This is a genomic window from Gemmata algarum, from assembly GCF_034097035.1.
Classification (GTDB): Bacteria; Planctomycetota; Planctomycetia; order Gemmatales; family Gemmataceae; genus Gemmata; species Gemmata algarum.
In genome coordinates this window covers 67,163-93,209 of the sequence record NZ_JAXBLV010000166.1, presented here as the reverse complement: position 1 = coordinate 93,209, position 26,047 = coordinate 67,163, and the positions used below count along the sequence as shown (strand labels likewise).

Genomic DNA, 26,047 nt, shown 5'->3' with positions numbered 1-26,047 from the left:
CTCGAACGCCAAGCTGGCGGCCGGGCTGTACGGTTACCCGCACCCGACCGGCGGGGCGGCTCCGCCGGTCGCGATGTTACTCAATCGATGACCTTCCCACGGGGCTTCCCGACGAGTTTCAGCAGCCGCTCCACCGTCGGACGGTACTTCTCGGGCACCTTCCCCAGTTCGGCCGCCTCGACCGCTTCGTCACCCGCTTTCACGCTCACCTTTTCGGCAGACACCCCGTCCGGCCCCACCTTGCCGGTGATGAGGTAGGTCACACCGTCCTGGGTCGCGTCGATGGTAAACGTGTCGCCCGATACCGACACCGAGGCCGAGTTCCCGCCCCGGCCCTTGTCCAGGGCTCGGGGGTTCAGCGGCAACTCGAACGCTTGGGGCTGTTGCGCTGCCGCGGGCAGCTCGATCCCTTTTAGCTCGACCTTCTTGCCTTTGCGGACGACGACCGCGTCCACCTTCTCGCCGGCCTTGGCCTCGCCCACCCGGCGCACGAAATCCGCCGGGTCCGACACCGCCTTGCCGGCGAACTCGACCACGATGTCGTGGACCTTGAACCCGGCCTTCTCGGCGGCCGAGCCCTCCAGCACGCCGGCGATGGCGACGCCCGCGTCCAGGCCGAGTTGGTCACTGACGATCGGCGCCAGCGGTTCGAGCTGGACGCCCAGACGCGGCCGCGTGGCGAGGGCGGGGTTCGCGAGCCCGGGGAGCCCACCCGGCCCGGCCGGGAAGCCCTTCATCATCCCGCCCCAGGCCTCGTCGAGCAGCTTGCGAGCGGCCGGGTCGTTCGGGTCCTTGGCCAGCGCTTCCATCGCCCGCCGTAATTGGTCCTGCGCTTGACCGAACTCGCCGGGGGTGGCGAGCGGGGCACGCTGCGGCTTCGGGGCCTTCGGCTCATCGGCGTTCGACAGTGACACCCCGATGCCGACAGACAGGGCGGCGGCGGCGAGCACACCGGCCGCCACGGTTCGCGTTCCGAGCACGGACATAACTGCGCAACCTCCTTTGGCACGTGAGCCGCCCCGGCCCCGTGTCGCGGGGCACTGCTGCGGCTGGGCGGTGGACTGTTCCCGGCGGCGAAATGGCAACCGAGCCGGGCTTCTGTTTCTACGGGCGGCCGGGGAGCGAGGTTCGCGCCCCGGGGCTGTCGCACGCCGCCTCATAATCAGTTTACGCGCGCCAAACTGGCCATCTCAACAGTGCGGGTCGCTCCGCGGGTAACAGTTGCGCGGGCGCATCTGGCTTCCGTTTGTCTGTCCTCCGGTTCCCCCGACTGTGTGTGAACGGCCGGCACGCAACAGTGAGTTCAAACGGAGCCGCACCCATGTTCACCGCCGTTCTCTGCGCCGCGCTCGTCGTCCCGCCGGCCGAGCCGGTTCTCACCTCGAAACGGGACGGGACACCGGGCGACCCGGTGAACCTGCGCCTGGTCGGCACCCGCGAGGAGTTGGTCCGCGCGTTCTGCGCGGCGGGCTGGGTGACCGCCGACCCGGTGACCGTCCGTTCGTCGCTGCGCATCGGCGCCAGCGTGGTGCTGAACCGGCCGTACCCGTCGGCCCCGGTCAGCGACCTGTACCTGTTCGGGCGGGTGCAAGACGTCGCGTTCGAGCGGGCACTCGGCTCGGCGCGGACCCGGCACCACGTTCGGTTCTGGCGGGCCGGGTGCGACGCCACGGGGCGGCCGGTGTGGCTCGGGGCGGGGACGTTCGACGTTCGTGTGGGACGAGGGCCGGCGACGGGCAAACTGACGCATCGGATTGCGCCCGACGTGGACACGGAGCGGGACGGCATTCTCGCGGACCTCGCGCGCGGCGGCGGGTTGAGTGCGGCGCGGGTCGAGCCGCGCGGCGGGCCGTTCTCCGGAAGGAACGGGGAAGGGGACCACTACTTTACGGACGGTGGGGTTGGGGCTGGCGTGCTGACGAGCGGCACCGGGTGTCAACGAACGCTTCGAGGCGGCCAGCGGCGCTAACCGGGGGCGCAGGCGTCGGCAGACCAGATGATGGTGGAGTCGGGGCCTAGCTCGGGGGCGCGATGTGATCGCGCCAATGAGTTCACGGGGCCGGGGCACGCTCTTCCGCCAGCCGCCGCGCCAGCGTCAGGTGGCGAATCAGGTCCGCTCTCATTTCCGCCCCGCTACCCGCCGGGTTCCTGAGCACGGCGAGCGGGTGGTGGGTCGCGATCGCGCGCGCGACCGGCCCGGCATCCACCACCTCGCCCCGCCGCGCGGTGAACCGGAACAGCGGGCCGAGTACGGCTTGAGCGGCGCGCGGGCCGAAGCACACGATCACGGCCGGGCCGAGCGCGGCTAATTCGGCCTCGAGCCACGGCCGGCACGCCCGGGCGGCGCGCCCGTCCGCATCGCCCGGAGCACTGGCATCGCCCGGGGCCGGGCGCTTCACGGCCGCGGTCCGGTACACCGCGCCGCGGTCGAAGCCCGCTTCCCCGAGTGCGGCACCCAGCAGCTCCTCCGCCGCGCCGCCGAACGGTTGATCGCTGACCAGCGCCACCCGCGCGCCGGCCGGTCCGGTCCCAAACACGGGCGGGGCACCGGGACCGCACCGGCCGCACGCCGAGCAGCCCGCGATCGCGGCCCGCAGGCTCCCGAGGTCGCGGTCCGCGGGCACGAGCGCCGCCGCCCGCTCGCCCTCGCTGTGCCGCACCATCGCCGCGACCCGGGCCGGCGCTTCGGCCAGCAGGTCGGGGATCAGCGCGGCCTCCGGCAGCGTCGCCCAGTGCCGCACCGGCAGCTCCTTCTTCATCGCCGCCAGCTTGATCCGGGCCGGGTTGAACGTGGCCCGGTAGTACGTCCGCCACAGCCCCTCCAGCACGTCCGGCGGGGGGGCGCCCGTCGCCGGCACCCCGGGGCCGAAGTGCAGCCCCGCGCCGTCCCACGACACCGACTCGTCGGGGGTCAGGACGGTCCAGAGCATTTCCGGGAACCGGCGGGCGAAGAACGGCGCGGCCCGCCGCACGATCCGGTGGTCCGGCTGGTGCCATGCGACGAAGTGCTCGCCCACCTTGCGGAACCGGACGAACGCGTGCATCTTGTGTACGTCCCGGCGCACCGACTTCTCGGCCCGCAGCAGCCAGCTCACGTCCCCGTCGGTGGCCAGATCGAGCAGGTGCGGCTCGCCCCGGGTCAGCCGCCACAGCGCCCGGTACAGCCGGTCCCACCGCCGCGCGTCCCGGTGGCACGACACCGCGTCCGCCAGCGCCACGAACGCCCGCGGCACCTCGACCCGCGCCCCGGCCGGCGCGGGCGGCACCGCGGCGGGGGCGAACAGGCCCCCCGCCGGGTCCGTTTCAAACGTGACATCGGCCGGCGCCACGTCGGCCGCCAGCAGCGCGCGGGCGGCGTCCCGCCACGCGGCGAAGTCGGGGGCGGCAACGATCACGCGTCGTCCCCCAGGTCGTCGAACAGCGTCGGCTGCACGACCTTCTTTTTGAGGCCCGCCGCGTCCAACCCGCGCACCGCCGGGTTGTGGTCCCCGGTGAGCACGAACGGGGCGGCGCTCCGCCAGTTCACCCGGAGCTGGCGCAGGTCGGCCACGGTCAGCGCGTGGTGCCGGCGGACGGCCAGGATGCGGTCCACGTTCCGCACCCCGACCCCGGGGACCCGCAGCAGCAGCTCCCGCGGGGCGGTGTTCACGTCCACCGGGAACCGGCCCCGGTTGGCCAGCGCCCAGGCCAGCTTCGGGTCCACGTCCAGGGCCAGGTTCGCCCCCGGGGCCACGACCTCGTCTACCGCGAACCCGTAGAACCGGAGCAGCCAGTCGGCCTGGTACAGCCGGTGCTCGCGCAACAGCGGCGGGCGCCGGGCCGGGAGCCGGGCGTCGGCGTGCGGGGTCGGGCTGTACCCCGAGTAGTACACCCGCCGCAACTTCTGCACGCGGTACAGCTCGTCCGCCGTGCCCAGCACCTCCCCGTCGGTGGCGGGCGTGGCCCCGACCACCATCTGGGTGCTCTGCCCGGCGGGGGCGAACGCCGGCGCCTTCAGCCCCGCCCGCGCGTCCGCCGCCCGCTCGGCGATCCCGTCCGCCACCACGCGCATCGTGTCCACGATCTGGGGGCGCGTCTTCTCCGGCGCCAGCAGCCGCAGGTCCGCCGCGGTGGGCAGCTCGATGTTGGCGCTCAGCCGGTCGGCCCACCGGCCGGCCTCCGCGACCAGCTCGGGCGCCGCGCCCGGGATCAGCTTCAGGTGGATGTACCCGCCGAACCCGTGCCCCTCGCGCAGCCCGCGGGCGACCGCGACCAGTTGTTCCATAGTCCCGTCCACGCTGCCCACGATGCCGGAGCTGAGGAACAGGCCCTCGATGTAGTTGCGGCGGTAGAACTCGAGCGTCAGCGCGACCACCTCGGTCACGGCGAACCGGGCCCGCGGGGTGTCGCTGGACACCCGGTTGACGCAGAACGCGCAGTCGTACACGCAGTAGTTGGTGAGCAGCACCTTGAGCAGCGACACGCACCGGCCGTCCGGCGTGTAGCTGTGGCAGATGCCCATCCCCTCGGTCGTCCCCAGGCGGGCGCCCGGGCGCGCGGTTTTGCTGCCGCTGCTGGCGCAGGAGGCGTCGTACTTGGCGGCGTCGGCGAGGACCTCGAGCTTCCGGCGGATGTCCATGAGAGAGCGGTCCTGGTCGGGCGATCACGAGTGGACACCCTATCAGAACCGCGGCGCCGTATCAAACGCAACCGCCGGCGGCCGGGCCGCGTGCCCGATGCCGACCCTCCAAGCCGCACCGCCCGCACATCCGTACCTCGGCGTGGGGCTGTGCCGTGCGAACGGAAGGGCGCCCGCACTTCCGGCCTGCTACGTCCCGGGGCGGACGATCTGCAACCCGCACTGCACCTCCGGCGCCAGCGTGCCCTCTAAACTGTTGGAAAGCAATTCCGTTAGCGAGAACGTGCTGGCGGTTGACCGTTATACGAAGCGGAGATGGAGCAATGACTTGGTGGGACCTGCTCGAGGCCGTACTGCGGCTACTCGGCCCGAAGTTCGCCGGGCTGTGCCGCGGGCTGTTCGCGCGGGCGCAAGCGAAACTCGTCGAGGCGCCGGAGGCACTGAACGCAGCGGCCGGGGTGGCACGACTCTTTGAGGCGCTGCGCGGCGAAACCTGGGTGTGGGAGCTGGCTCAACGGAGGCGGTTACGAATCGCGGAGCGGATGGCGGGCGATCACGCGACCGAGTTGTACGCGACGGTCCGGAGGGGCACGCCGCCACCGCAGATGACGCCAGACGAGGTGAGAGAAGTTGAGCTGTTGTGAAGCGAACGTGCTTCACGGGGCTGTCGCTTGTCCGCGGGACGACGGCAACCGGTCACGTTGCCAAGCATCCTGATAACAGGACGACAAAAGCGTCCGGACTGCTCGCAGGCCGGTAAGAGCGTGGCGGTCGGGACGCCCGGTTCTGCCTGCCATTTCAAGGGACACTCCTGACAGGCCCCTACACCGCAAAATTTAGAGTATTTGAAATGTTCTTTTGCTTCGTTTGACTATCTGGCCTCCGCAGTTCGTAATGAAGTTTTAATGATAGGGGCCTAATCAATCGTTCACGGATTCGGGACGGAGCTTCGGCGACGGCCGCGGGGCGGTTCGTTTATGAAAATGCTGCGGGTCGGTGCTCGGGCTCTCGAACGATCGGGGGACTGGAGCCGGATACCATCGGTCGCTGGCACGCGGGCCAGGAGCTGCGGTGGGCTGTTACCACCGCCCCCGAAGGTCTCCGCGCTGCCGGGGCGTGAGAGAAAGATTAGAGCGGCCGACGCGAGGATGGTCGCCACCGCGAGCCAGAACAGCGCCCCCCACGGGTCTTTCGGCTCGTGCTCGGTAACCAACGCCATCATGGCCGCACCATGTGAACGACGAACGGGCACCCAGGACGCGCTCACCTCACCCCACCGTCCGGCCGCACGAAGCACCGGCGCGAGCACACCAGCGCGACCTCACCGCAACAGATCGGCCAGCCCTCGCGGAAGAACCGGCCGAGCTGATCGATATCGACCAGCTCCTGACGCTTGCAGACCGCACACCACCAGACGAGCGGTCGCCGGAGCGGCCGTGTGCCCGATGCCTCAACAGCGTCATGGTCAGGGGCGGTTGGCATTGCTGCGTCAAAGGATACGTGGGGCCGTCGAGCCTATTATTCGGATGATAAACATAAGTCATTGTCAGGGTTATTCGTTAACGCATGTCAGGAGCGGGCGAAGTAGCCCTGGCGCGAGCAACGGTTCCGAGCGCCCGGCTCTCCCTCCCACTGGCGCCACCGGCTCCCGCTGCCACCCGGGGCACAACGAGCGCAAACGTCGATTACCGTAGTCGCGGGCGCGGTGGCGAAGTGAAAATTCGTACTTGTGTGAGTTTTTATGTGTAATGTGATTGTCTGCTCGTATTCGCTGGAGTCTCTCGTGCGTGCGTCGCAAACGATGGCCGGCTGTCGCTGACTTGGGCCACCGGTCGCAAGTCGTCAGATCAGTAAGTCATAAAGTCACAAGGCTTTTCTCCTGCTGACTTTGTGACCTTGTAACTTTCGACGAGCGGGTTTTTGACCGTAAGTCGCTTTAACGTGAGGGGCCTGCCCGTGGCCGACGCTTTTCCTTTTGGCCGCGCGCCCACGGACCCGCAGGGGCTCGCGACCGAGCTGGCCCGCGTTCAAGCGCAGGCCCGGGCCGCGCTGGAGGAGGCGCAAGCGGCCAACGAGGAGCTCCAGGCGGCCAACGAGGAACTGGCCGCCCAGCGGGAGGAACTGAGGTCGGTTAACGCCCGCCTCCAGGCCAAGACGACCGAACTCGAGGCCACGAGCAACGACCTGAACAGCCTGCTGTCCAGCATCGACTTGGCCGTCCTGGTGCTCGACCCCCGGCACCACATCCGTCACTACACCCGGGCAACGAAAGATCTGCTCGACCTCGTCCCGGGCGACCTGGGGCGGTCGGTCACGGCCCTCCGATGGAAGTTCACGGACCCGCACCTGTTGGCCGACGCGCGCGCGGTGTTCGACCGCCTCGTGCCGGTCGCGCGGGAGGTGGAGGCGGACGGCGGCCGGCAGTACCTGCGGCGGGTGCTGCCGTACCGCACCCGCGACGACCGCATCGACGGGGTGGCGGTCACGTTCCTCGACGTGACCGCCCAGAAGACCCTGGAAGAGCAGTTCCGGCAGGCCCAGAAGATGGAGGCCGTCGGCCAGCTCGCGGCCGGGGTGGCGCACGACTTCAACAACCTGCTCACCGTCATCAACGGGTACAGCAAGCTGTACCTCAGCAGCCCCGCTCCGGACCCCGAGTGGCGCGAGTCGATCGCAGAAATTTACAGCGCCGGGCGCCGGGCCACCGAGCTGACCGCGCAGCTCCTGGCGTTCAGCCGGCAGACGGTACTCGAGCCCCGGGTCCTGAGCCCGAACGGCCTGATCCGCGGAACGGTGAAGCTCCTCAGCCGGCTGCTCGGGGAGGATGTGGAACTCCTCATGTCCCTGACCGACGATGCCGGGCGCGTGTGCGCCGACCGAACGCAGTTGGAGCAGGCGCTGGTGAACCTGAGCGTGAACGCCCGGGACGCCATGCCGCGCGGCGGGCGGCTGACACTGGCCACCCGGAACGAACAGGTGGGCGCGGGGCGCGGGGACGCCCCGGGCGGCGCGTACGTGGTGATCCGGGTCAGCGACACCGGGCACGGAATGGACGCGGCCACCCGGGGCCGTGTCTTCGAGCCGTTCTTCACCACCAAGGGGGTGGGCAAAGGGACCGGCCTCGGGTTGGCGATGGTGTACGGGTTCGTCAAGCAGTCGGGCGGGTTCCTGGAGGTGCACAGCGAGCCCGGGCGCGGGGCCGCGTTCGACATCTTCCTGCCCCGTGTGTACGAGGAGGTGGCAACGGAAGCGGAACCCGAGCCCGCTCCACTGGTGAGAGGGGGCGGGACCGTTCTGCTGGTGGAAGACGACGGGTGGCTGCGAAAGTTCACGTCCGCGATTTTGCAGTCCGCCGGTTACACCGTGCTGGAGGCGACCGACGGGGCCGACGCGGCGCACGTCGCCAGGAGCCGCGCGGCTGCGATCGATCTCATCTTGACGGACGTGGTGCTGCCCGGTGGCCTGAGCGGGCGCGAGGTGGTCGAAACGGTACGAGCGTCTCACCCGGGGGCGCGCGTGCTGTACACGAGCGGGTACACGGATGATGCGGTCATGCGATACGGGGTCGCCACCAAGTCCTTCGAGTTCCTACCGAAGCCATTTGCTTCGGCAACTCTGATTGCCAAAGTCCAGGAAGTGCTCGATCGACGCTGACGCGCCCGCCGCCTGCGGGCGCGGGGCAATTCCCGGCACCCGCCGCCCGCGCCTGTTCTCGGCCGCCTATGCAACGAGGCGCCCGCCGGAGAGCGATCGACATTCCGGCAGGAAGTGCCGGTCCAGCGGAGGAGCGCGAGCATCACCCCGCTGACGGTCCGGCCGGGCGCCGGCCCGGCCCCGCGAGGAGGACGCGGTCGGCAGTCGTGAAGGCAATGAGTCGCGTCCTCGGCCTTGCCCTCTGGTGTGACGCACGTGCGGGAACGCGTCCACCGCCCGCCTCGCGCTGTGCGGAGCGCGATGACGGCCGATTCCGGGTACTTGTGCAGGTGATACGCTGGGACGCGGGAACGTACCGTGTGAAGACAGGGGCGTTAGGCCGCCTCCCGCGTGGGCGTGGAACATGTGCGGCCGTTGTCGTGGGGGCAGACGTGAGTACGCGGCGGGGCCTCTCGCGACCGCGTTAGCCGGGGCATGGCTCGCTACTGAGCGGGCGCGGTGCCGGCCTCTGCCCGACCGGCGGGGCACAAAGTGCGAGCCCGCCGGTCATCTTGGCACCGTTCGCTGAGCAATACGCTAGGCGATCAAGCGTTGCTGCGAAGTGTGCAACGAATCGTTGCGCACGCATTGATTAGTTGACTGAGTACGCCCCGTCCCACCGCCGGCGGGGACCCGCGGCGGGGGCGCCCGCCATGCGTCTCGTGATCGCCTCAGTCAGGCGATCGGTGACCGTGGCCATGATCTGGCTGGGGAACTCGACCAGGCGCACCGTGGCGCCGGCCGCCTCGCACCGGTGGCAGGCCCAAGCCAACATCAGCAGAGCATCCCCGGTGAATGAAACGACCCCGCCGCAGTCCAGGTACACCGGTTCGTCTGGGGCGGCGCGGGCGGCGCTGAGGGCGAGGGAGAGCACGCCCCCCAACTCGCGCGCCTCGACCCGCCCGCTGATCGTGAACACGGCCCGTGTGGATTCCGACATGCGCCTACGCTCTCGTTAATGGGTGACAAGGAACCGCGCCGCGAGCGCCGGTGGCGCCGGCGGTCAGAAGTCGCTGAACCCGTCGCCGCCCAGGGCGTCCAGCTCGTGCTCGCCTCCGTTCCCGTTGGTGCTGCGTTTGAGCGCCTTGGCCACCGCCGGCCGCGGCTTCGGCCCCGCCGGCCGCTTCGCCGGTCGCGCCGCCGGCGCGTGCCCGGCCCCGTTCAGCTTGAACCGGCTCACCAAGTCGCGGAGTTGTGCGGCCTGGTCGGTAAGGGACTGGGCGGTGGCGCTCATCTCCTCGGTCTGGGAGGCGTTCCGCTGGGTCACGCTGTCCATCTGGGAGACCGCCTTGTTCACCTGCTCGATGCCGCTCGATTGCTCGCGGCTGGCGGACGCCATCTCGGTGACGATGTCGGTCACCCGCTTCACACTGGTGACGATCTCGGCCAGCGTGTCCCCCGACTTGTTCACCAGCTCGGTGCCGGCCTCGACCTTCTTCACGCTGTCCTGGATCAGCCCCTTGATCTCCTTGGCCGCGGTGGCCGAGCGCTGGGCCAGGTTCCGCACCTCGGTCGCCACCACCGCGAACCCGCGGCCCTGCTCGCCGGCCCGGGCCGCCTCCACCGCCGCGTTCAGCGCCAAGAGGTTGGTCTGGAACGCGATCTCGTCGATCGTCGTGATGATGTCCGCGATCTTCTTGCTGGACCCGTTGATCTCGCTCATCGCCTCGACCGCGCCGCTCACCACGGTGCCGCCGCGCTCGGCCACCTCCTTGGAACCGCTCGCCAACTGACGGGCCTGCTGGGCGTTGTCCGCGCTCTGCTTGACGGTGGCGGTGATCTCCTGCAACGAGCTGGCCGTCTCTTCCAGGCTCGACGCCTGCTCCTGGGCGCCGGACGAGATCTCCTCGCTGGCGCTGGACAACTGGCCGCTCGCGTCGGCCAACTGCTCGGACACCTCCCGCACCCCCTCCAGCGCGGTCCGCACGCTTAGCACCGCTTCGTTCAGGGAGCGGCCCATCTGCCCCATGTCGTCGGACCCCAGGTCCGGCACGGTGGCGGTGAAGTCGCCCGCGGCCAGCGCCCGAATGGTCTCCTGGATGGTGCTCGCCTTGCGCCGCACCTCGGCCGCCGCGGCGGCCGCCCGCTCCTGCCGCTCCCGCTCCACTGCGGCCTCCCGCTCCGCCCGCTCGCGCTCGGCCGCGGCCTCCCGCTCCGCCCGCTCCTTGTCCCGCACGACGGCGGCCCGCTCCGCCTCCTTGGCCGCGGCCAGCCCGTCGATGGCCACGTTCAGCGCGGCCCCCAACTGCCCCAGCTCGTCCTCCGACTTCACCTCCACCTTGCGGCTCAGGTCCCCCTTCGTCACGCCCTCGAGCACGGATATGGTCGCAGTCAGCGGGCGGACCACCGATGCGGTCAGCAGCAGCCCCAGCCCGACCGCGGCGGCCACCGCCCCGATGCTCACCGTCCACATGGTCCGCCGGCCGTGGTCGAACACCTCGTTGGCCTTGGCGTTCTCCTCCTTGCTGATCGCCTGCTGCCCGTCCAGCACCGCCGCCAGCGCGGCGTTCAACTCGCGCATGACCGGGTTCTCGCGGACCACCGCCTCCTCGGCCTTATCGAACTCGCGGCGGTCGATCAGCCCCCAGATCTCGTCGCTGAGCCGCTTCCACTCGGCAAGCTTGGTCTCGAACGCCTTCCACAGGGCCGCCTCCTTGTCCGTCATGGGCAAGGACGCGTACGTCTTGGCCCCGTCGTCGGCCTCCCGCCGCCCCTGCTCGCACGACGCCTTGGCCATACCCAAGTTAGCCTCGTCGCCACGCTTACCGAAGAGGATCCCGGCACGCTCGGCGCGCTGGATCGCCACGATGTTGGTGCCCATTTTGCCCAGGGCCAGGGCCGAGGGGAACAGGTTGGTGTTGGCGTTGACCTGGCACTCGCGGACCCCGCCGAGCGCGTCCATCGACTGGTACGCGAGGAACGCGCATGCCCCGGCGATGATGAGGAACCCGCCCACCAGGCGCGGCCCCAGGCGCAACTTCGACACCACCCCGAGCATTGAATCGATCATGCGTGCGTTAACCTGTTAAGAATTTGTTGGATCGTTGTGGTTATCCACGGCCGCAATTGTCCGGTGCCGGTCCCGGCGGCAATGTGCTACAACGTAAGGGTTTACCCTACATACTCGTAGAGTACCGTAAAAAGTTGCGTGCTTAAATTATGATAAATTAAACGGTGATTGAGTTGTGAGGACGGTCAGAGAGGCGTTTAGCTCACTCAGCGGACACCGAAGCAAACGGAGCGGCCCGGGAGGGGCCACGGGCTGCGTTCGTCTGTTGCGATTGACTCGCCTCGTCTTCGTCCCTGATAGCGGTCACGGGGTGGCGCCGGCGCTTCCGGCCGGGGCCGCCATCAGCAGCTTGATGGGGCCGAGTTGGAGCAGTGCGAGCAACTTCGGGCCGCGCTCGCCTCCGCCCGGAACGGGTCGCCGGGCACAACTGCGTTCCGGGTGGCTACAGCTCCCTCGTAGAGTATCAAACCCCTGGGCATTCCACGATTTCAGTCGTGATCGGCTGGATCATTCGCCACCCGGGATGCAGTAGGGCTGCGGCCGGCGCGTCCGGCGGGGAGCGTGAGCGTGGAAGTGGACCTGGATTGCCGCCCGGATTCGGAAGAACTGGCTGCAGATGTGGCGAAGCCGAAGAGGGTATCGCGGGACGATCCTACGCCGCCGTAGCTTGGGGTCAAGCTTGGGGGTGAGGTGCCGTGAAAGGGTGTGAAGGACCTGTGGGCTTGTTCAGTAGGTTTGGGGCATGTCTTGGGGTGCGATTTACTTGATTTTCTTGCGAATTGCTTGGTTTTCCTGAGTGGGTCCGGTGGGAGTCGAACCCACTTCCAAGGTGTTATGAGCACCCTGCTCGACCGTTGAGCTTCAGACCCGGTCAGGGCATTCTAACGACTCCCGGCCGCGCGGGAACGGCAGTTCTTACCGAACCCGCTCACTCCGGCACGCGGGCCAGCTTGCGCTTCACCTCGTCCAGCCGTCCGTCCCGCCGGCCCCGCGACGACAGCCGCAGGTCTGCCTCGTACAGCTCCCGCGCCCGGCCCCACTTCTCCCGCGCGCCCGCCTTATCCCCGGAGCGGAACAGCACGTCGCCCAGGTGGTCCCACGCCACCGGGTCCGTCGCCCCCTCCGGCAGGGCCAGGGCGCCTTCCAGCTCCGCCCGCGCCTCCTTCAACTTCCCCCGGCGGAACAGGACCCACCCCAGACTGTCCCGGTACGCGGCGCTCTCGGGCTCGGCGCTGCCCGCGCGGCGCCGCTCGATCCGGTCCAGCATCAGCGCGCGCCGCACCAGCCGCTCCGCCTCGTCCAGGTCGCGACCCTGGTCCGCCAGGTGGTACCCCAGGTCGTTGCACGCGCTCGCGTCGTCTGCGTCGTCGTCCAGCATCGCCCGCAGCACCGCCTCGGCCTCGCGCGGCTTCTTGGCCGCCCAGTACGCCCCGGACTGCGCGTACCGGATGCGCTGCCGGTCCGCCGGGGCGTCGAACTCGTCCAGCAGCGCGTCGCCGTACCGGATCGCCTCGTCCCACCGGCCCAGCGCCCCCAGCACCCGGTGCTTGCGGAGCCGCACCGTGAGCCGGTCCGTGTCGCCCGCCTGGAGGACGCACCGGTCCGCCGCCTTCAGCGCCTCCTCGTCCTTCCCCTGCTCCGCCAGGGCCAGCGCCAGGTGGAAGTTGAAGAACACCTCCAGCACCTGCGCGTCCATCGCGCCGCGGCACACGCGCTCCACCTTGTCCGGGCGGCGGCGGCGCCACAGCACGTCGATGAGCCCCGACAGGGCGTCGAGCTGCGCGTCCGCCGGGGCCTCGCGCGCGGCCTGACCGAACTGGAGCTCCGCGAGGTCGAGCTGGTTGTGCCGGGCCGCCAGCGTCCCGATGAAGTGGTGCGTGCCGTACGCCCGCTTGGTGCCGGCCTTGAAGTCGTCCGCCGCCGCCGTGAGCAGCGCCTTCACCCCCTCCGGTTGCTCCTTCAGCGCGTCGGCCACCGCCCGCGCCTTGTCGGCGGCGAACCGCTTCTCGGCGTCGGTCGGGGCGGCGCCCTTGTCCTTCTTCCGGTCCTTGTCCTCGAGCAGCACGAACGTGCGGTCCAGGTCCGCGATGATGTCCCGCGCCCGTCCGGTGTCGAGGTGCGACTTCACCTGCACCGCGACGACCTTGGGGTCCGCCTCGGCGTTGCGCCGGGCGCTGTACGTGGTGAGCGACAGGAACAGCTCGTCCCCCTCGCGCCGGGTGGGGAAGTCGGCCGCCAGCTCCGCGGCCAGCACGGCCGCCAGCGCCCGGTTCTCCTGGTCCCGTGCGAGGTACCGGCGGAGGGCCGGCACGACGTCGTCGGGCCGGTTCGCCGCGCGGAGCAGCTCGGCGGCCCGCTGGTACGGCCCGGGCACCTGCGGCTTGAGCGCGAGGAACTCTTCGAGGCGCTTGAGCGCCGGTTCGGGGCGGCCGGCTTTTTGGAGCGCGCCCGACAGGTTCCAGCCGAGCCGGGCGGCGCCGAACGCGTCGCCGGCGCGGCCCGGGTCGGCGTACAGCGCGGCGGCGGACTCGAACGCCCGGATCGCGGGGTCGAACTTGCCCGCCTTCACGCACAGGTGCCCCAGCCGCTCGAAGCACTCGGCCGCCTCGGTGTCGGCGTCCCGCGGGGTGAACGCGCCGGCGCGCACCGATTCGGCGCGCCCGTCGGCGACGAGCGCCAGCGCCGCCCGGAGCGCCCGCTCCGCGAGGTCGAGCTGCTGCGCCCGCTCGCACAGCGCCGCCAGCTCCTTGTACACGCGGACGGCCCGGTCCGGCCGCTCGGGCCGGGACGTGCTGGCCAGCGCCAGCTTCGCGGCGGCGAGCGCGTCGGCCGGTTCGCCCGCGTCGAACAGCAGCCGGGCGAGCAGCGCCGCGGTGTCGGCGTCGGTCGGGTCCCTGGCGACGACGGCGCGGGCGGCCCGGATGGCGTCGGGGTCGCGGCCGAGCTGCGCGTACAGTTTGGCGAGCTCGCGGAGCGGGGCGGCCGCTTCGGGGGCCTGTTTGGCCGCGGACTCGAGCTGGCGGGCGGCGGTGAGCAGCCGCTCGCGCCGCAGGTTCCACACGGCCGCGCCGTAGCGCGCGAGGGCGTCGCGGTGCCCGTCGGTCGTCGCGGCCGGAGCCGGATCGGCCGACGGGCACAACACGGCGCCGATCAAAAGGGCCGCGACCATCACGAATTCCTGCCGGGAACGGGAGGCGGTACAATCCTCCGGATCATACCGACACCGGCCGGGCGTGCCAACGCGAACCCGACCCGGGGGCTCAACTCCGCCTCGCCTCGTGCGCGTGACGGCATTTGCGGGCCGAACGGCGCCGGCGTCCGGTTGGAGCGGGTCTTCGCGAGCCGGCCCGGTACCAGCAAAAGAGCCCGCCGCCCGCGGACACGAACACGGACATGACCCGGGACGGCGGGAGTGAATTCGAGGTCGGGGCTCGGCCCGTCGTGCTCTCACCAGGAGCCAGGGGCGGCCCCGGAGTTACGGCTTCGGGGACACGTCGAAGTCGGTGGGCTTCAGCTCGGTGGTCGGACCGGCGATCTCGATCGGGTCGCCGGCGCGGCCCTTCACCCCGCCGCGGAGGCCGTTTTCGTGCCAGTACGCGATGCGGAACTTGCCTACCGGGGCGTTCTTGATCTCGAAATCCCCGTTCTCGTCGGTGACCGCGTAGTACGGGTGATCGAACACGCGCACATAGCCGACCATCCACGGGTGAACGGAGCACTTGTAGGGGATTGGTGGGGATTCTTTTACCAGCGCGTTCGGCATCTTCCAGTCGGTCTGCTTGGCGATGTTCGGGTTGTGGGACCCGTTGTTGCCGCTTTCCCAGTAGAAGTTGTGCGCCACCGGGGACGGGTTCTTCACCACCAGCGTGTCGCCCACCCGGGCCACGGTGATCCGCTTCACGAACACGCAGCACGGCTGGTCGACCACCACCTCGGCCGGTTTGCGTTTGGCGTCATCCGGGTGGATCTGCTGCGGCGTGAACTCGGCGGTCAGTTTGGCGTCGTCCGGGCGCAGGTACACGACCACGTTCTTGACGCCCCGGTTCTTCGGGTTCACCAGCACCGACTCGTCGAGCAATTGTCCCTTGCTCAGGCAGTGCTCTTTGTCCTGGGTGACGTTGAGCGTACCGGGCTTCGGCAGGTTCGCGCCCTGTGGGAACACGACCCGGCCTTTCACCGTGGCCCATTTGTCTTTGTCGTCCGCGCCCGCAACGGCCGCGAGCGCGCAGCACCACACGCACGACATGAGAAGTCGCATCGGAGCACCTCGGAAATCAGGAACGGGGAGGGTTACGGAGTCGGCCAGTCGTCGCTCTCGAACTCGATCGGACCGAGTTCGAGGGGGCCGCTCCCGCCGTCGGGAACGGTGAGTTTTGCGCCGAGTCGGCTCGCGGCGTGGTAGCCGGCGACCTCGTGCCACACCACGAGCCGCCACATGCCCGCTGGCACGCCCTTCAGCTCGAACCGCCCGTCGGCGCCCGTGACGGCGAAGTACGGGTGGTCGAACGCCCACACGCAGCCGCGCATCCACGGGTATATGTCCGAGCGGTACACGTCCGGGGTCCGCAGGGCCGGGAGCGGCTTCGCGGTGTGCGCCACGCCCTTCCCGAGCAGCACGTTGAAGTCGCGGGCGCCGTCGTCGGTCGGGGCGTAGTGGACGTTGGTCGGCACCGGGAGCCGGTTCTCGAACACCACCGCGTCGCCGGCCCGGGCCGCAACCACGCGGGGCCGGAACTGCCCGGCCGCCGCGAGTACCGCGTGCTTCTGCGGCTTCGCGCCGGCGAGCGCGGGGTGAACCCGATCGGCCGGGAACTCGGCCCGGCGGTCGGTCGCGTCCGGTCGCAACCAGACCACGGCGTCCGCGATCCCGCGGTTGCCCGCGTTCACGCGGACGCGCTCGTCGAACAGCGGCGCGAACGGCTCCCACACGCTCGCGTCCTTGAGCGCCGCCGGCGCCAGAGCCGCCGGACCCGGCACCGTGTGCCCCTTCGGGAACACGACGCGGCCCGACACGGTCGCCCACGGAACGCCCTCGGCAATGGGCGGAGCTACCTCCGCGGGGGCGGCACCCGCGGAAGCCATCGGCGTGGCGTCGCTCACGAGCCCGTGCGCCAGCCCGCCGACCGCGAGCACAACCGCGGACAGTAGCGCGCCTGCCTTCAGCCCGACGCCCCGGACGAGCACCTCGTTCGCGAGTATCGTAGCCGCCGGGGACGGGTTCAGCGCCGGGACCGCGGCCCGCGCCGGCGCCCCGAGCCCGCCCGCGAGCAGCCCGGCCCCGAGCGTCACCCCCCGGCGGGCGAGGCGCGAGCGCAGGAGCTCCTTGCCGCTTTCGAGCCGGCGGCGCAGCGTGCTGACGCTCCACCCCAGTTCGCGCGCCGCCTCGTCCTGGGTGCGCTCTTCGAGGAAGCACGCCACCAGCGCGGCCCGCATCTCCTCGGGCATCGCCCCCAGCTCTTCGTCGAGGACGCACAGGAGGTCGCTGAAGTCGCCGCCCGGGGCGCCCGCCCCAGCCACCAGCTGTGCGGCGCGGGCCTCGCGCCGCTCGCGCCGGTGCTCGTGACGGCGGGCGGCCGACCCGACCCGCCGCGCGGTCCCGAACAGCCAGCCGCCGACGGACGCGGCCGCGGCCGCCTTCTGCGGCGCGCGGGCGAGCACCAGGAACACGGCCTGGAACGCGTCCTCGGCGCGGTGCGCGTCGCGGACGGCCCGGCGGCACACGCCGAACACGAGGCGCCCGTGCCGCTTCACGAGCTGCTCGAACGCGCCCTGGTCGTGCTGCTCCGCGAACCGGGCCAGCAGCGTGCGGTCGTCGAGCGCGAGGAGCGGGTTCAGGAACGGGATTCGAGCGGACATCGGCGGGGTTCCCGGCGGACTTCTACCCCATCATGTCCGCCCGAGCCGCGAAGTGTTCAGAAAAACGGAGCGGGAAAGCAGAAGAGGATGGGCCGCAAAGAAGCACGGAAGCAAAGGCAGATTGGCCGCAAAAAAGCACAAAAAGCACAAAAGGAAGCAGAAGACCAAAGCAAAAGAGTTGGCTTGAAATCACTCTTCTGCCTTCGCCTTGGTTCCCTTTTGTGCTTTTTGTGCTTTTTTGCGGCCAATCCTCTTCTGCTTTGGTCTTCTGCTTCCGTGCTTTTTTGTGTCCAATCTGCCTTGGCTTCCCGGTTCAGGCCGGAAGGCCGCATTCGAGGAGCGTGAGTTCGGTCGCCGGAACGGCCGTCGCGGCGCCCACTTCGGCGGGGAGCAGGTACACGTCGCCGGTGCGGAGCGGGTAGCTGTTCCCGCCCCACTCCAGCGCCCCGCTGCCGCCGACACAGACGACCGCGCGGCACGCGTCCGCCGCCCCGGCGCGGAACGGCGCGGCGCCCGTCCGCCGCTCCAGCGTGAAGTACTCGCACGACACCAGCGTCTCGTGCCGGGCGGCGCCGTCCACCGCGGCCGAGGGACGCACCGGGTGGCACGGGCCGCGGCCGAAGTCCGCGCACCCTAGCCCCTCATCAATGTGGAGCTGCCGCGGCTGCTTGGTCTTCGCGTCCACGCGGTCCCAGTCGTAGAGCCGGTAGGTGATGTCGCTCGTCTGCTGCACCTCGAACAGCAGCAGGTCCGCCCCGATCGCGTGGACGGTGCCGGCCTCGAGGAACACGCAGTCGCCGACCTCGGGGGTGAAGCTGTGCAGCGTGGCCGGGGTGGTTTTCGCGGCCAGCGCGGTGCGGAAGGCGGACGCGCACACGCCCTCGGCGAAGCCGGCGTACAGCCGGCTGGTCGCGGGGTCGCGGTCCAGCACCACCCAGGCCTCGGTCTTGCCGAACTTCCCGGGGCCGAGCAGGGCCGCCTGCTGGTCGTTCGGGTGGACCTGGACGGACAGCTCCTGGCGGGCGTCGAGGAACTTGAGCAGCAGCGGGAACCGCCCCTGCGGGGCCTTCGCGGCGCCCACGACGCGCTCCGGGGCGTCGGCGAGCAGCTCGCGCAGCGTGCGCCCGGCGAGCGCCCCGTCGGTGACGCGGCTGGGGCTCCCGTCCACGTCGCTGAGCACCCACGCCTCGCCCACCGGATCGTCGTGACCGACGGCGCGATTCAGGTACGCCGGGAGGCGCCGGCCGCCCCACAGGTTGGTGGTGAAGATCGGGTCGAACCGGAGCGGGTACAGCGGCGGGCGCGCCATTCGTGTCTCTCGTGCTCGCGCGGGCCGCGCGGTGCGGCCCGGGTCCGCCCCCGGGCCGCACCGTCTCACGCGCGGCCGATCGCGCTCGTTTCGTTCCCTACCAGATATAGGCGCCCGGGCACGCGCCAACAATGCGAACCGGGGGCGCAAGTCGGCCGCCGCGGCCCGTTACTTGAGTGAATCTGGCGGGAGCAGAAAACCGCCGGGAGACCTCAAGCTCTCGACCCCGAGTCGGGAAGGAAATACAGATGATTCGCAAACTGGTTCTGGGCGCGGTGGCGGCGGCGGCGGTCGGGTTCGGCGGGGCGTCCGCGACGGCGGGCGAGCCGGTGCGGGGGCCGATCGGCGGGCCGGTGGACGTCGGGTTCTTGCCCCCGGGCCACCCGCGCCACGACCACGACTACGTGGTGCTAATCCGGCACTTCGGGCACTGGGACCGGTACGGGCGGTACGAGACCCGGCACGAGGCCGAGCGCGTGGCCCGGCACCTGGAGCGCGACGGCCGCCGCGTGCGGATCGAGGTGGTCGAGGGCGGGCGCCGGTGGTGAGCGAACTCGGGACGCGCACCGTCCCGGCCGCTTGCCGCCGGAACCGGGTGGCGGGTAGCGACCGGGACGGGCTCGAAATAAATCGGCGCACACCGCGAACCCGCCGGTGTGCGCCGCGTCTATATCTGCGACGACAGCACCATCGAAATAGGACGCCTCCCATGACCGGGTTCATGAATAAACCGCGAAACCCGCAACGCCCGCAGCCGCAACGGCGCGGGTTCGGGTTCGGGCGGTTGAATCGCCCCGGACAGTTCCCGAACCGCCCCCGCAATCAACAAACCGGGTGACGCCAGGCACCGACCGCCTTCAGCACACGCTGAACGCACCGTCGGCCGGGCGCCTCCCAGCGAGACGCCCGGCCGACGGTGCGTTCGTGCGCTCACGGGTTCGATCACAGCGGTGTGGAGCCGAATGGTAAGGCGGCGCCCTGTTAAGGCGTAATTTGTAGGTTCGATTCCTACCACCGCTGCTCGTTGGTCGCTACGGGGATGGGCTAACGGTATGCCTCCGGGCTTTGACCCCGGCCACCATGAAGGTTCGACTCCTTCTCCCCGTGCTCGGCGCGGTCGAGACCTGTTCCGGGGTAGTTCAACGGTAGCAACGCCGCGCTCTGAACGCGGAGATGTTGGTTCGATTCCAGCCCCCGGAACCTTTTGAATGCGGAGTGCGGAATTCGGAATAGGGAATTAAAGACAACGGATTGAAAGAAACGGCGAGTTCTCGTGTTTTTTTGGGTTTTGTTCCGAATTCCGAATTCCGCACTCCGCATTCAAAACATGCCTCGCACGCTTCAACGGTGAAGCAGTCGGCTTTTAACCGGCACACGCAGGGTTCGATCCCCTGGCGGGGCACTGGTTCGTAACGTCCCGGCGAAGCTAACTCGGTAGAAGCGCCGTGCTGAAAACGCGGAGGAGCTGGTTCGACCCCAGCCACCGGGACCTGCTTTGAAGTTCGGAACTCGGAATGAAGACGGAACGGATCGCGCGGTCTTCGTTCCGCATTCCGCGCTCGAACAGGTTGCGTTCGTGAGGTGAGTGGTAGCCTGCTTGGTTCCCAACCAGGATGCGCGGGTTCGAGTCCCGCCGAACGCTCTGCCCGCGCCCGACATCGGGGCGCACCCGTAGCTCACTCGAAGAGCACCCGCGCGGGCCACTTCAGGACGTGGGCCATTGGCTGGCCGCGAGTCTTGGGAACTCGTTTAAGTCGGTTCGATTCCGGCCGTCCTGATCGCGCACCGTCCGACGGTTTATCGGCACCGGGCCTCCGAAGTCTGGTTGGCTGGTTCGACTCCAGCACGGTGTACTGTTCGCGGGGCGGCGGGTCGTTCTCCCGCGCGACGTGGGGGCGATCCCCGGCCCTTTGCCACATTTCGCTCGATATTAGTGTGTTGATGTGTGGATTGATTTATCTTGGTTGATAGTGTGTTGGTTTTTGTAACGGGCGAGCGCCTGTGACGGGGCACATTGGGCGGTGCCCCCATCTACTATCATCTCTTGGTCGGGCCGTGCGCACGGGTGGGCACAGGTTGGTCAAACCACGTGCGGGCGGCACCAGCAGTAGCCCGCTTCACCCGCTTTCGGGGACGAATCGCTTTCACCGAAGAAACGCCCTTCACGGAAACTCTTACCGAGAACGCGGCGGCGAACCCGTTCAGCTCGGATTCGCAGTCCGATCGGGGATTTTGTTGATTTTTGATGGGGCTTGGGCGCCGCGACCGGGCTGGGCGTGGGGAGCGATCAAAGCGTGCGCTCGGGGTTGGCTTAAACGAAATCCCGATCAGTTTGATCGTGTGGCCGCGTCCGTCGGCGCGAATGTTGCCAACGAGCGGTGCCAAACGACCGTACTTCTGATGAGACGGTTTTACTACCCACACGAAGAGCGCGCATGAGCGGGCCGACTCCCGGCGGGCACGGTTCCGAACGTGTCACAAATTCCCCTCCGAGTGCCGCGGGCGGCGCAGGAGGCGCTTCTCCCACGCCTGCGGTTCCGGCGACCGCCCCGAAGCCGGTGATCCGCCCCACGGTTCGGCACGCCCGCTCGCGTTACGAGCGGTTCCTCAAGGCCTTCGGGCCGGCGTGGGTGGTCAGTTCTGTCGCCCACGCGCTGGTTTTCGGCGCGCTGTTCTGGATCTTCGGCCCGACCCGCACGACGGTCGCCACGCCACCGAAAGCGGTCATCAACACCGGGTTGCCGACGACAGACGAACTGGACCTCGGGGACGTGACCGAACTGAACCTCGGCGACCCCCAGACCGATTCCCGGGCGGCCAGGACTCCGACCGCCGTGGCGGACCCAGGGGCCGGCGATTGGACCCCGTTGGCGGCCGGGCGCGCGGAGGACCCGTTCGCGGTGCCGTTGAACAAGGGCGATCTGTTGGCCGGGCTCGGTGACCTTTCCGGGCGCGACGACGGCCGGTTCCCGTTGGGGTTCGCGGGCGCCGGGAGCGCGAGCTTCTTCGGGACCGCGGCCCGGGGGAACCGGTTCGCCATCCTCGCCGACAACTCCGGCAGTATGGCGGGGACGCCCCTCACGGTGCTGAAGGCCGAGATCACCAGCACCCTCGCGCGGTCACGCGGGAACGCCCAGTTTTACGTGACGTTCTTCAGCGGCGAGGCGGACCCACAACCGATCAAGCGCTGGACGGCCGACCGCAACGAGGTCGCCGCCGTCAGCAAGTGGGTCCAGGGGATTCAGACCGCCAACGGCACCTCGCCCGTCGTGGGGTTTCAGCACGTCCTGAAGCTGAAACCGCCGCCGGATGTGGTGTACCTCATGACGGACGGCGAGTTCGACCGCCGCGAGGTCGAGCAGATCCGGGTGCTGAACCAGGCCCTGCGCCCGCCCGCGGTGATCCACACAGTTGCGTTCGGGGGGCAGCAAGGGGAGGCCGAACTGAAGATGATCGCCAGGCAGGCGAAGGGAACGTACCGCTACGTCGCGGGTCCGAAGCCCTGATACCGGCTCGGCTGGCCGCGGTGGCGAGAGTGAGGCCGGGCGGGTGTTCGTGCGACTCCGCTCGCCGTACCGCGGTTCTGGCTTTGAGTGTGGTCCGCGCACGGAGTGGGCGGACCACACTCAGAACCAACGCACCGTTCCGAGGTGCGAACTGGAAATGACCGAACTCGTTACTCCTTCCCCATCAGCTCCTTGACGAGCTTGGCGAGCGCCTCGATGTCGCGCTTCTGGACGATGGCGTCGATCTTGGTCTGCGGCACCTTGAGCTTTTCCATGAAGCTCGCGGCCGAGGTCCACATCTTGTCCCGCTTCTTGCCCTCCGCCAAATACAGGTCGGCGACCAGTTCCGCGAGCCGCTGCCACGACACCTGGTCGATATTGTCATAGTACCGCTTGATGATTTTCTGCTGGTGCGGGCTGTAGTTCTCCATCCCCATCGCACGATCTCCGTAAGTGACCTGACCCGCCCTCGTACCTGACCGCTGCGGGCGCCCGTTTCGCGGCGCCCGCGACCCTCCGGCTCGGCGGCCCACGTGCCCGCTCCCTGGCGGGCGCGGCCCGTTCCCGAACCGGTGTCCGCAGGTGGTTCAGATATCAGCACACAGTACAGGCGTCCTCCCGTCAAGCCGAGTAGCTCGCGCCGCGGAACGCGGCCGCCCCGCCCGCCCGGCTTACCCATCACGACCGCTGCGGCGGGGCGATGGGTAAGCCGGGCGGACGGGGCGGGGCTCCCGGCACCGAAAACCGAACCGTTACGCGTCGCCAAGCAGCGCGCCCAGCGCGTTCGACACCCCCACCGACTCGGGGGCGAAGTACAGCACCGCGGATTCTTCGCCGGTCGCGGGCGCCGCGGCGTCGTCCACCAGTATGCCGAAGGAGCTTTGGTAGCCGTCGTCCCCGTCGGAGCTTTCGGATTCGCCCTCGTACCGGGCGACGAACTCGTCGCGCGAGTCGTCGCCCGCGAGCCACAGCGGGGCCGCACCGGGGGCGCTCGACGCAACGGCGGTCGGTGCGCTCGCGGTTGCCGCGGGAGAGTCGGAGGCGGTGAAGCCCGCGCCGACGGCCGCCGGGGGGCTGGCGGGCGCGGCCGGCGCGGAGGCCAGGGCGGGCGTCACGTCCGCGGCCGGGGTGAGCGGCTCCTCGGCCAGGAACCCGAGCGCGCTCGCCGCGCCCGCACCGCCCAGGGTGCCGGTCACGACCAGTTGCCAGTTGGTCAGCGTGCCGACGTCCCCGGCGGCCGCGTCCCGCACCGTGAGCGTCCAGGCGCCCTTCGTGGACAGCCCGTCGAACACGGACAGCGCGGTTTCGGGTATGAACGACCCGTTGAACGGGGCGAGGCCGTTGGCGATCGAGGTCGTCGCCTCGTCGTTGAACCGCGTGTTGGTCAGGTTGTCGCCGCTCCCGCCGCGGCGGTTGAACAGCGTCGCCGTCTTGCCCGCCACGCCGTTCACCGTCGGCGAGGTGAGCGTGATGACCAGGTCGCTGTCCCAGGTGTGGTTGAGGTTCACGATCACGTCCAGGTCCGCGATCCGCACGTCTTGCACGACGGTGAACGAGTACGACAGGGTGCTCAGGTCCCGGATCGGGACCGAGATGGTCCCCGTCGTGAACGTCGTGGTCGTGGTCGTGGTCAGCGTCCCGGCCGCGGTGTACCGGTCGAGGGTGGCCTCGCCGTTGGTGCCGTTGCCGTTCTGGTTCATCAGGTTGCCGGCCGCGTCCGTGATGTTCGGCCCGAACGTGAGCGAGTAGCTGCCGTTCGCCGTCTGGGCCGCGAACGTGATCCGGAACTGCGTCGCGCTGCCGTTGGTCGCGTTGACCGCGACGACCCCGGTGACCGCGAGGGTCCCGTTCGGCCCCGTGAACGCGCTCACGTCAGCGGCGGTGAAGGTGGAGGTCAGCACCGCCTTGTCGAAGGTGACCAGCACGTTGTCGAACTGGGTCGCGGTCGCGCCCCCGAAGCTCGACGACACCACCTTCGGCCCGGACACCGCCACGGGCGGCGAGGTGCTCCCGGCGAACATCTTCGCGACGTTCAGCCGGCCGCCCGTGGACACCTTCCCGTTCAGGTTGCTCAGCACGTCCACCGACGACTTCAGCTTGGCGATCACCTGCTGGTAGGTGAGGGTCGGGTTGGCGCCCCAGTACAGCGCGATGGCCCCGGCCACGTGCGGGGTCGCCATCGAGGTGCCGCTGAAGGAGCTGTAGGTGTTGTTCGGCGTGGTGCTCAGGATGCCCACGCCCGGGGCCGCGAGCGTGACCGACGAGGCGCCGTAGTTCGAGAAGCTGGCGAGCGCGTCGTTGCTGTCGGTGGCCGCGACGGACACGACGTTGCTGTACTGCTGGATGTAGCTGGCCGGGTAGCTGGCGATCGAGTCGATGTTCTGCCCGCTGTTGCCCGCGGCGGCGACGAAGATGTGGCCCGCGGTTTGCGCCCGGCCGATCGCGGCGGCCAGCGTGGTGTCGTACCCGCCGCCGCCCCAACTGTTGTTCGACACCTTCACGCCCGCCGCCACGGCGTAGTTCAGCGCGTTGACCGCGGCGCTCAGCGACCCGCTCCCGTTGGCTCCGAGGAACTTCAGGCCCATGATCTGGACGTTCCAGTTCACGCCCGCGACGCCGACCCCGTTGTTCCCGACCGCGCCAATGGTGCCCGACACGTGCGTGCCGTGGTTGTTGTCGTCGAGCGGGTCGTTGTCGTTGTTCGCGAAGTCCCAGCCCACGAGGTCGTCCGTGTAGCCGTTCGTCGAGCCGGCGGTGCCGTTCCCGTCCACCCCGTCCGCCCACCCGCCCTGGGCGGTCGTCTTCAGGATGTCGCCGCCGTCGATGTACCCGTTGCCGTTCAGGTCGGTGATCTTGCCGGCGCCCTGGTTGATCGCGTTGTTCAGGTCGCGGAAGGTGATGCGGCCGTCGCCGTCCACGTCCGTCAGGCGCGCCCGGACGGCGGACGGGATCTCGGCCTGGTTGATCCAGATGTTGTTGACCAGGTCCGGGTGCCGGTAGTCCACGCCGCTGTCGATCACCGCGACCACGAACCCCGGGGTCCCGGTGCTGCTGTTCCAGGCGGTCGGGGCGCCGATCCTGGTCATCCCGTACAGGGAGCCGTAGGACGGGTCGTTCGGCGTCTGCTGGACGTTCAGGATCTGGTCCGGGGCGGCCGACGTGACGCCGGCGAGCGAGCCGTAGAAGGCCAGCGCGCCGCCGAGGTCGGTGCCGGGGGTGAGGGTGACCGAGTAGATCCCGAACCCGAGCGGGCTGACGCTCGCGGCGAAGGGGGTGGCGGACAGGGCCGCGAGGTCGGTGGCGTTGGTGCTGGTGGCGTTCATGACCACGTTCACGTGGTCGCCCGATACGGCGCCGGCCGCCACGAGGTCGGGGAGCGCGAGCGCCAGGGCCGCGTCCAGCTTGGCCGGTGTGGTGCGGTCTTCGAGCCGTTCCATGGCGAGGTGGGCGCGCCCGAGGCGCGAGCGATCCGGGAACCCCATAGGGAACCTTTCGAGTGACGAGACGTGTTGGAGAAAGCCGCCGGGCTCGCGAGTCGGTTCGAGGGGTGATGAGCCCGGCTGGCACCCATTCTTATCTGACGGCTTCGCCCCAGCCAAGCTCGCAGATGCGAAATTCGTAAATTCGTCCCGGGGATGTCTGGGAACCCAACACGGGTCCGAAAACGGCGACAGCGGGAGTGCGCAAACTCAACGCCGGCCGCGCGCCGGGGGCCGCGCCGGAGCACAAATTTCATACCGTTTCGGCTTCTTTACAAGGGTTTGCGCCGGTTCCCGGGGGCGGCGGGCGTGCGAACGCGAGCCCGGTTCGCGCGTCCGCTGCGGGGACGGGGACGTGCGCCGACCTCGCTCCCGCTCAGCGGTCCGGAGGGCAGGCGCCTCGGAACCGCACTGCCCATCGCATCGGCGAGACGGGAGCGCCCGCGGCGGTACACTTCAGGCGGGTCCGGCACGACGGGTGCTACGCACCAGGGCCGCGGCGGCCGGTGCCGGTACCTTTACCCGCGGTGGCGTCCTTTACAGAAGCCGCGCAGGGGCGGTATCATGAGCGAACCA

At 69.7% G+C, this 26,047-nt stretch carries 17 protein-coding genes and 8 tRNA genes; 12 read left to right on the top strand and 13 right to left on the bottom strand.

The genetic code is table 11. From position 1 onward, the window contains the following. Positions 1–80 precede the first annotated feature (80 nt). Positions 81–986, bottom strand: coding sequence for a S1C family serine protease (locus R5W23_RS12980; RefSeq protein ID WP_320686678.1), 906 nt, complete (start codon positions 984–986; stop codon positions 81–83). Positions 987–1,321: 335 nt separating this feature from the next. Here R5W23_RS12980 and R5W23_RS12975 point away from each other — a divergent pair, with 335 nt between their 5' ends. Continuing rightward, positions 1,322–1,969, top strand: coding sequence for an LssY C-terminal domain-containing protein (locus R5W23_RS12975; protein ID WP_320686677.1), 648 nt, complete (start codon positions 1,322–1,324; stop codon positions 1,967–1,969). Positions 1,970–2,051: 82 nt separating this feature from the next. Here the strand turns inward: R5W23_RS12975 and R5W23_RS12970 are convergent, their stop codons facing one another. Together R5W23_RS12970 and R5W23_RS12965 are read right to left on the bottom strand one after the other, a co-directional pair. Next, positions 2,052–3,395, bottom strand: a complete 1,344-nt coding sequence (locus R5W23_RS12970) for a TIGR03915 family putative DNA repair protein (protein ID WP_320686676.1) — start codon at positions 3,393–3,395, stop codon at positions 2,052–2,054. Continuing rightward, the gene (locus R5W23_RS12965) at positions 3,392–4,618 is read right to left on the bottom strand and encodes a putative DNA modification/repair radical SAM protein (protein WP_320686675.1); all 1,227 of its coding nucleotides are present in this window, start codon (positions 4,616–4,618) and stop codon (positions 3,392–3,394) included. The genes R5W23_RS12970 and R5W23_RS12965 overlap by 4 nt, the downstream gene beginning before the upstream one ends. A 323-nt stretch (positions 4,619–4,941) precedes the next feature. On the opposite strand from R5W23_RS12965, the gene R5W23_RS12960 reads away from it, so the two are divergent. Next, a complete protein-coding gene (locus R5W23_RS12960; RefSeq protein WP_320686674.1) occupies positions 4,942–5,262 on the top strand; it encodes a hypothetical protein in 321 nt (106 codons plus the stop codon). A gap of 619 nt (positions 5,263–5,881) precedes the next feature. Here the strand turns inward: R5W23_RS12960 and R5W23_RS12955 are convergent. Beyond that, on the bottom strand, positions 5,882–6,100 hold the full coding sequence (locus R5W23_RS12955; RefSeq protein WP_320686673.1) for a hypothetical protein: 219 nt from the start codon (positions 6,098–6,100) through the stop codon (positions 5,882–5,884). 474 nt (positions 6,101–6,574) lie between these two features. Between R5W23_RS12955 and R5W23_RS12950 the strand changes: the two genes are divergently transcribed. Continuing rightward, positions 6,575–8,272 (top strand): ATP-binding protein, encoded by a 1,698-nt coding sequence (locus tag R5W23_RS12950; RefSeq protein ID WP_320686672.1) that lies wholly within the window; start codon positions 6,575–6,577, stop codon positions 8,270–8,272. A 631-nt stretch (positions 8,273–8,903) separates the two neighbouring features. On the opposite strand, the gene R5W23_RS12945 is transcribed toward R5W23_RS12950, so the two are convergent. From R5W23_RS12945 to R5W23_RS12915, 7 genes are all read right to left on the bottom strand, one after another. Beyond that, positions 8,904–9,251, bottom strand: a complete 348-nt coding sequence (locus tag R5W23_RS12945; RefSeq protein ID WP_320686671.1) for a hypothetical protein — start codon at positions 9,249–9,251, stop codon at positions 8,904–8,906. Positions 9,252–9,314: 63 nt separating this feature from the next. Then, positions 9,315–11,321 (bottom strand): methyl-accepting chemotaxis protein, encoded by a 2,007-nt coding sequence (locus R5W23_RS12940; RefSeq protein ID WP_320686670.1) that lies wholly within the window; start codon positions 11,319–11,321, stop codon positions 9,315–9,317. 797 nt (positions 11,322–12,118) lie between these two features. Further along, positions 12,119–12,190, bottom strand: a tRNA-Ile gene (locus R5W23_RS12935). 59 nt (positions 12,191–12,249) lie between these two features. Then, the gene (locus R5W23_RS12930) at positions 12,250–14,490 is read right to left on the bottom strand and encodes a tetratricopeptide repeat protein (protein ID WP_320686669.1); all 2,241 of its coding nucleotides are present in this window, start codon (positions 14,488–14,490) and stop codon (positions 12,250–12,252) included. Positions 14,491–14,796: 306 nt separating this feature from the next. After that, complete coding sequence (locus tag R5W23_RS12925) at positions 14,797–15,579, bottom strand: cupredoxin domain-containing protein (protein WP_320686668.1); 783 nt, start codon at positions 15,577–15,579, stop codon at positions 14,797–14,799. Between the two features lie 32 nt (positions 15,580–15,611). After that, entirely contained in the window at positions 15,612–17,177 is a 1,566-nt protein-coding gene (locus R5W23_RS12920) for a sigma-70 family RNA polymerase sigma factor (RefSeq protein WP_320686667.1), read from the bottom strand. Positions 17,178–17,490: 313 nt separating this feature from the next. After that, on the bottom strand, positions 17,491–18,486 hold the full coding sequence (locus tag R5W23_RS12915; RefSeq protein WP_320686666.1) for a type I phosphomannose isomerase catalytic subunit: 996 nt from the start codon (positions 18,484–18,486) through the stop codon (positions 17,491–17,493). Between the two features lie 248 nt (positions 18,487–18,734). On the opposite strand from R5W23_RS12915, the gene R5W23_RS12910 reads away from it, so the two are divergent. The 9 genes from R5W23_RS12910 (at position 18,735) to R5W23_RS12870 (ending at position 21,992) form a co-directional block, all read left to right on the top strand. Beyond that, positions 18,735–19,034, top strand: a complete 300-nt coding sequence (locus tag R5W23_RS12910; protein ID WP_320686665.1) for a hypothetical protein — start codon at positions 18,735–18,737, stop codon at positions 19,032–19,034. 398 nt (positions 19,035–19,432) lie between these two features. Then, positions 19,433–19,506: transfer RNA gene (locus R5W23_RS12905), tRNA-Asn, on the top strand. 13 nt (positions 19,507–19,519) lie between these two features. Beyond that, positions 19,520–19,593 (top strand) — tRNA-Gln (locus tag R5W23_RS12900). A gap of 21 nt (positions 19,594–19,614) precedes the next feature. Continuing rightward, positions 19,615–19,686: transfer RNA gene (locus tag R5W23_RS12895), tRNA-Gln, on the top strand. A 129-nt stretch (positions 19,687–19,815) separates the two neighbouring features. After that, positions 19,816–19,888 (top strand) — tRNA-Lys (locus R5W23_RS12890). Positions 19,889–19,902: 14 nt separating this feature from the next. Further along, positions 19,903–19,975 (top strand) — tRNA-Phe (locus R5W23_RS12885). Between the two features lie 81 nt (positions 19,976–20,056). Then, a tRNA-Gly gene (locus R5W23_RS12880) sits at positions 20,057–20,128 on the top strand. 64 nt (positions 20,129–20,192) lie between these two features. Further along, positions 20,193–20,264 (top strand) — tRNA-Pro (locus R5W23_RS12875). A 780-nt stretch (positions 20,265–21,044) separates the two neighbouring features. Beyond that, entirely contained in the window at positions 21,045–21,992 is a 948-nt protein-coding gene (locus tag R5W23_RS12870) for a vWA domain-containing protein (RefSeq protein ID WP_320686664.1), read from the top strand. A gap of 170 nt (positions 21,993–22,162) precedes the next feature. Here the strand turns inward: R5W23_RS12870 and R5W23_RS12865 are convergent, their stop codons facing one another. Continuing rightward, positions 22,163–22,429 carry a hypothetical protein gene (locus R5W23_RS12865; RefSeq protein ID WP_261186977.1) on the bottom strand — a complete coding sequence of 89 codons (267 nt, stop codon included), beginning with the start codon at positions 22,427–22,429 and terminating at the stop codon, positions 22,163–22,165. A gap of 315 nt (positions 22,430–22,744) precedes the next feature. After that, a complete protein-coding gene (locus R5W23_RS12860) occupies positions 22,745–25,474 on the bottom strand; it encodes a S8 family serine peptidase (protein ID WP_320686663.1) in 2,730 nt (909 codons plus the stop codon). Positions 25,475–26,047 lie beyond the last annotated feature (573 nt).

Coding starts and splice junctions, on each gene's coding strand:
- R5W23_RS12980 (WP_320686678.1), bottom strand. CDS start 986: ATGTCCGTGCTCGGAACGCGAACCGTGGCGGCCGGTGTGCTCGCCGCC.
- R5W23_RS12975 (WP_320686677.1), top strand. CDS start 1,322: ATGTTCACCGCCGTTCTCTGCGCCGCGCTCGTCGTCCCGCCGGCCGAG.
- R5W23_RS12965 (WP_320686675.1), bottom strand. CDS start 4,618: ATGGACATCCGCCGGAAGCTCGAGGTCCTCGCCGACGCCGCCAAGTAC.
- R5W23_RS12960 (WP_320686674.1), top strand. CDS start 4,942: ATGACTTGGTGGGACCTGCTCGAGGCCGTACTGCGGCTACTCGGCCCG.
- R5W23_RS12955 (WP_320686673.1), bottom strand. CDS start 6,100: ATGCCAACCGCCCCTGACCATGACGCTGTTGAGGCATCGGGCACACGG.
- R5W23_RS12945 (WP_320686671.1), bottom strand. CDS start 9,251: ATGTCGGAATCCACACGGGCCGTGTTCACGATCAGCGGGCGGGTCGAG.
- R5W23_RS12940 (WP_320686670.1), bottom strand. CDS start 11,321: ATGATCGATTCAATGCTCGGGGTGGTGTCGAAGTTGCGCCTGGGGCCG.
- R5W23_RS12930 (WP_320686669.1), bottom strand. CDS start 14,490: ATGGTCGCGGCCCTTTTGATCGGCGCCGTGTTGTGCCCGTCGGCCGAT.
- R5W23_RS12925 (WP_320686668.1), bottom strand. CDS start 15,579: ATGCGACTTCTCATGTCGTGCGTGTGGTGCTGCGCGCTCGCGGCCGTT.
- R5W23_RS12920 (WP_320686667.1), bottom strand. CDS start 17,177: ATGTCCGCTCGAATCCCGTTCCTGAACCCGCTCCTCGCGCTCGACGAC.
- R5W23_RS12915 (WP_320686666.1), bottom strand. CDS start 18,486: ATGGCGCGCCCGCCGCTGTACCCGCTCCGGTTCGACCCGATCTTCACC.
- R5W23_RS12910 (WP_320686665.1), top strand. CDS start 18,735: ATGATTCGCAAACTGGTTCTGGGCGCGGTGGCGGCGGCGGCGGTCGGG.
- R5W23_RS12865 (WP_261186977.1), bottom strand. CDS start 22,429: ATGGGGATGGAGAACTACAGCCCGCACCAGCAGAAAATCATCAAGCGG.
- R5W23_RS12860 (WP_320686663.1), bottom strand. CDS start 25,474: ATGGGGTTCCCGGATCGCTCGCGCCTCGGGCGCGCCCACCTCGCCATG.